Raw genomic sequence first — 1168 nt, forward strand, 5'->3', positions numbered from 1 at the left:
TCGGCCCTCTTGGCCTCCTCGGCCCTCTTGGCCTCCTCGGCCCTCTTGGCCTCCTCGGCCCTCTTGGCCTCCTCGGCCCTCTTGGCCTCCTCGGCCCTCTTGGCCTCCTCGGCCCTCTTGGCCTCCTCGGCCCTCTTGGCCTCCTTGGCCTCCTTGGCCTTCTTGGCCTCCTCGGCCCTCTTAGCCTCCTCGGCCCTCTTGGCCTCCTCGGCCCTCTTGGCCTCCTCGGCCCTCTTGGCCTCCTCGGCCCTCTTGGCCTCCTCGGCCCTCTTGGCCTCCTCGGCCCTCTTGGCCTCCTCGGCCCTCTTGGCCTCCTCGGCCCTCTTGGCCTCCTCGGCCCTCTTGGCCTCCTCGGCCCTCTTGGCCTCCTCGGCCCTCTTGGCCTCCTCGGCCCTCTTGGCCTCCTCGGCCCTCTTGGCCTCCTCGGCCCTCTTGGCCTCCTCGGCCCTCTTGGCCTCCTCGGCCCTCTTGGCCTCCTCGGCCTCCTTATCGGTAGGCGGAGCGGTGCTCGTGCTGGGCGTGACCTCCGTCGACGAAGCCGAGCGTCCCAGCCACAACGCTCCTCCCCCCAGCCCCGCGAGCAACACCGCGCCGCCCACCATCCAGCCGCGGCTCCCGGTGCGCAGTGAGGCGGCGAGGCTCACGGTGCTCAAGTTCTCCGTGTGCGGTGAGGCTCTGACGGGCGCACGGGCCGGAGCGCGAGGCGCGCCGCGGCTGGGTACCGGCAAGGCCCTCGGTAGCGGGTGCATGGAGATGCGTCGGAGTTGCTGCCGCACGGCCTCCGCGGAAGCCGGCCGCAGGGCGGGATCCTTCGCCAGCAGGTGGAGCACCAGCGTGTCGAGCTCCGGGGGAATGCCCTCTGCGCGCGTGGACGGCAGAGGCGGTGGCTGATCGACGTGGGCGAACAGCACCTGCATTGGGTCGCCCTGGAACGGCCGCACGCCGGTGAGCATCTGGAACGTCATGATGCCCACCGCGTAGAGGTCCGTCGCCGGACCGATGGTGCCTCCGCGGATCTGCTCGGGCGCCATGAACTCCGGAGTGCCCAGGATGGTGCCGTCGACGGTGGTGGGACTGTCGCGGGACTCCAGCAGCTTGGCGATGCCGAAGTCGACCAGCTTGAGCGTGGTCGCGGCGCCCGGCAGCTCCACGAGGAACACGTTGGCCG

1 protein-coding gene is annotated in these 1168 nt (G+C 71.2%); it reads right to left on the reverse strand.

Translation table 11 applies throughout. From position 1 onward, the window contains the following. The coding region (locus D7V93_RS46310) for a serine/threonine-protein kinase (protein WP_208723356.1) at positions 1-1168 on the reverse strand (1168 nt) is incomplete at both ends.

The sequence above is a fragment of the Corallococcus llansteffanensis genome (genome assembly GCF_003612055.1).
Classification (GTDB): domain Bacteria; phylum Myxococcota; class Myxococcia; order Myxococcales; family Myxococcaceae; genus Corallococcus; species Corallococcus llansteffanensis.